Here is a 3,474-nt window from a genome sequence, read left to right as displayed (position 1 = left end):
CAGTAAGCGAGAAAATTCTAACAACCAGAAGGTGTATTGGGATTTTTCTTGTTTGATAGATCATGGCCAAGAGCAAAGTGTTGAAGAGTGCACGCATTACGAAAAGTAACTTACCCTTAAATTAACGGGTGAACGGCTTTAAAATCGCTGTTAAATGTAGGTTTTAAGGCTGTTTTAGCCGAGAAAAGGTATTTAACATAAAATTCAGTATGGGTTGTCGTGATACTTTTTGTGGTTCAGGCGGTATTTTCATTGAAAGGCATTTTTTAAGATGCTTTCAGGCACTTTAAGCTGTCTTGCTCAGCTCGGTTATTTGGCGTAACCTAAGCCCTAATAAAACAAAACCCCGATATTCATTACCAACTTGGCGGACGGCATGAATAATCAGGGTTCGAGATAAATCTCAGGAAGAATAATAACACATGAAAAACACTTCACAAGTCAAAGCCGCCATAAGCGCGGTGGTAATTGAATAATAGCGCACAACAGCTCTCTCTTTTTGAGCAGCGTTTACCCAAAAAACCGTACCATACCGATGAGTTCGCGAATGGCTTAGCGATTGCGCGTGCCCAGAACGCGATAAAATCACGTTACATCCAAGCGAATGGCCCGACGCATAAATATTGGTTAGTGTTTGACGTAGACAAACCGAATGCTTCTTTGGATTGGTACGACTCTGGCGCACCAGCGCCTAACATTGTGGCGACCAACCGTGAAAACGGCCATGCACATTTGATTTATGGCCTTGAGGTGTCTATCAGAACCGCCCCTGATGGTCGTAGTGCGCCACTTCGCTACGCAGCAGCCGTAGAGAGCGCGCTGAGAGAAAAACTCGGTGCCGATATAGGTTACGCTGGCCTTATTTGTAAAAACCCTTTAAATCCACATTGGCAAGTCTCTACATGGGAGCCGTGCTTGTATGATTTAGATTGGCTCGCTGATTATGTCGATTTGAGCGCCTATAGTGGCCGTAAACGGCTTCCTGACTACGGACTAGGACGTAACTGTAACTTATTTGATTATCTTAGTACGTGGGCTTACAAAGCGATTAGGCAGGGGTGGTCGGAGTACGAACGTTGGCTAGAAGCGTGTTTAACTAGGGCTGAGGGTTACAATAAAAAAACGTTCAAAGAGCCATTGCCGCACAGTGAAATTAAAGCAACAGCCAAGAGCGTAGCACGTTGGACGCATAAGAACTTTAGCGCAACCGGCTTTAGTGAGTGGCAAGCCAAGCAGGGCGCAAAAGGCGGCAGGGTTTCAAAAAGACCAACGCAAACAGGTAAATCTAAATCTGAGCTACAGCCTGAGGTTATAAAGTTAAAAGGGCAAGGGTACTCAAATCGAGATATAGCCCAAGATTTAGGTATTTCAGCAAGTACAGTTAGTCTTTATTTAAAAGAAGCGTTTTAGTGATCGAATAAGCCATATCAGATAATAGCCCTTTTGGGTTTTTCTTAGAGATCAAAAAATCCCTTATTGCAGCGGAGCGAATATTCAAATCACTCTGTTATCTATTAAGCGGCTGTGTGTCAAAGCTTGGTCAACGTTCCTTTGTTGTCCAACTTTGTCCACAGTGAGCTTCACGCCTAATCTCACCAACTATTTCTATAAATAATCACTTATTTGTTGTTTCACTTTTCCTCACTCAATACCCTTAACCTAAATCATGCGTTCAAAATCTTTAAGAAAACACTAATGGTGATTTGAAGGAAACACTGAAAGCCAGTATGCACAAGGGGGTCTCTCGCTCCGCTCGTTCTCCCTTGTGACTGGTAAGGGGATTCTCCCCTTAACCCCTAAAAATCGTGTGCGATTTTATAACCCGAACATCAAAATGAGGTGGAAAAATGACCGATGAAAAACGAACTAAATCTATAAAAATTAGAGTTAATGAAAGTGAATTTTCAGCGTTGAAGAGCCAAAAAGAAAAAGCGGGTTTTTCAATGTTGGCCGATTATATGAGATCGGTTTCTCTAAATTTAGAAGTGTCGGTTAAGAAAGAATACCCAAAAGTTGATCCTGTTTTGCAGCGGCAACTTTCAGGTATTGGGAATAATATTAATCAAATCGCACGGCAAGTTAACAGCTCCGAAATTAAAGCCGGTGATTCACTTCAAATTATTTCTTATCTTTCATCTATCGATGAAAACTTAAAACAAATACGGCAGAGCTGGAGTGTTCAAAAGTGATAGTTCGTTTTTTTAAACGGGGCAAAGGAGGGGGAAGTGGCCCAGCTAATTACCTCATGGGTAAAAATCGTGATAGGAAATTGGCGAGTGTTATACGGGGTGACCTTGAGCAAACAGTTGAAAATATAAATGGTTTAAATTTCGCTAGGAACTACACATCAGGCTGCCTTTCATTCGCAGAAAAAGACATAACTCCTGAAAATAAAAACACGATCATGAATTCATTCGAGAGCACTATTTTTGCTGGGTTAGACCGCGATCAATATGACATAACGTGGATTCAGCATATGGATAAAGGCCGATTAGAGCTTAACTTTTTAATTCCAAACGTAGAGCTGCAAAGTGGCAAACGTTACCAGCCTTATTTTCATAACGGCGAAAATAAAATGATGAATGCATGGCAACAGCTCATCAATGATGCAGGCAAATTTAAAGATCCACATGACCCAAAAAACAAATCTATTTTGACGCAATCTCGAGATTTACCGAGGGATAAAAAACAAGCTGTTGAAAGTATTACGGGCACTTTAACGAACATGGCTAAAAATGGGCTTGTTAAAAATAGAGATGACATTATCGCGGCCTTGCAAAATGCAGGCTTTGAAATAGCCAGAAAAGCATCTAAAACAATTTCAATCAAAAGTCCGCAGGGTGGGCAAAATATCAGGCTAAAAGGGGCTATTTATGAATCATCTTTCAGAGCTGGCGCAGACCTTAGAGTCGAACTCGAAGCAGCAAACCGAGCTTACCAAGCAGGCCGTGAGCAAAGAATTCAAGACTTTAAACAAGTTTATCAAGATGGAAGTGAAAAAAAGCGAGAGCGAAACGAAAAACGCTATTCAAGAGCTGAATCAGTACCACTTGAGCCAGTACAAACGAATAAAAATAGCGCTATTGATCGTATCCTTGCTGCTCGTTTTTCTAGCGGGAATGCTGTTTCAAGCGCACCTGGACACACCAATCCAGGACGTAATCGATTTGGACAAAATTTGGAACAGGAGCTAGAAAAAAATGACCGAGCTAGAGCAACAATTGCTGCAATCACTGAAACTGTTACAGAAAGACTACGAGGAGCAGTTCAGAGAACTACACGAGTCCTTGAACAGTTTAGCGACCGATACAGGACAGAAGCAACCAAAGCGCATCACAGAGCCACTGAGAGAGCTAGAGAGCACGAAAATATGCCTAGGATGTAGACATGGCAAGTACAGTAAGCGAGAAAATTCTAACAACCAGAAGGTGTATTGGGATTTTTCTTGTTTGATAGATCATGGCCAAGAGCAAA

The 3,474-nt window shown here is 41.7% G+C and carries 4 protein-coding genes and 1 pseudogene; all 5 read left to right on the top strand.

Annotation, left to right across the window (positions count from 1 at the left end; all coding sequences use genetic code 11):
• Positions 1 to 468 precede the first annotated feature (468 nt).
• Positions 469 to 1,410 (top strand): replication initiation protein, encoded by a 942-nt coding sequence (locus AAEY55_RS17950; RefSeq protein WP_350552559.1) that lies wholly within the window; start codon positions 469 to 471, stop codon positions 1,408 to 1,410.
• 437 nt (positions 1,411 to 1,847) lie between these two features.
• Entirely contained in the window at positions 1,848 to 2,189 is a 342-nt protein-coding gene (locus AAEY55_RS17945) for a MobC family plasmid mobilization relaxosome protein (protein WP_350552556.1), read from the top strand.
• A 56-nt stretch (positions 2,190 to 2,245) separates the two neighbouring features.
• A pseudogene (locus tag AAEY55_RS18785) lies at positions 2,246 to 2,593 on the top strand (relaxase/mobilization nuclease domain-containing protein); the annotation flags it as partial.
• A gap of 280 nt (positions 2,594 to 2,873) precedes the next feature.
• On the top strand, positions 2,874 to 3,194 hold the full coding sequence (locus tag AAEY55_RS17935) for an MbeB family mobilization protein (RefSeq protein ID WP_350552553.1): 321 nt from the start codon (positions 2,874 to 2,876) through the stop codon (positions 3,192 to 3,194).
• A 6-nt stretch (positions 3,195 to 3,200) separates the two neighbouring features.
• On the top strand, positions 3,201 to 3,474 hold a 274-nt coding region (locus AAEY55_RS17930), incomplete at its 3' end, for an MbeD/MobD family mobilization/exclusion protein (RefSeq protein WP_350552551.1).

Source organism: Pseudoalteromonas sp. 120-MNA-CIBAN-0494 (assembly GCF_040308885.1).
Taxonomy (GTDB): Bacteria; Pseudomonadota; Gammaproteobacteria; order Enterobacterales; family Alteromonadaceae; genus Pseudoalteromonas; species Pseudoalteromonas nigrifaciens.
The sequence above is the reverse complement of the archived record's forward strand: the minus strand, read 5'-3'. Positions and strand labels throughout refer to the sequence as shown.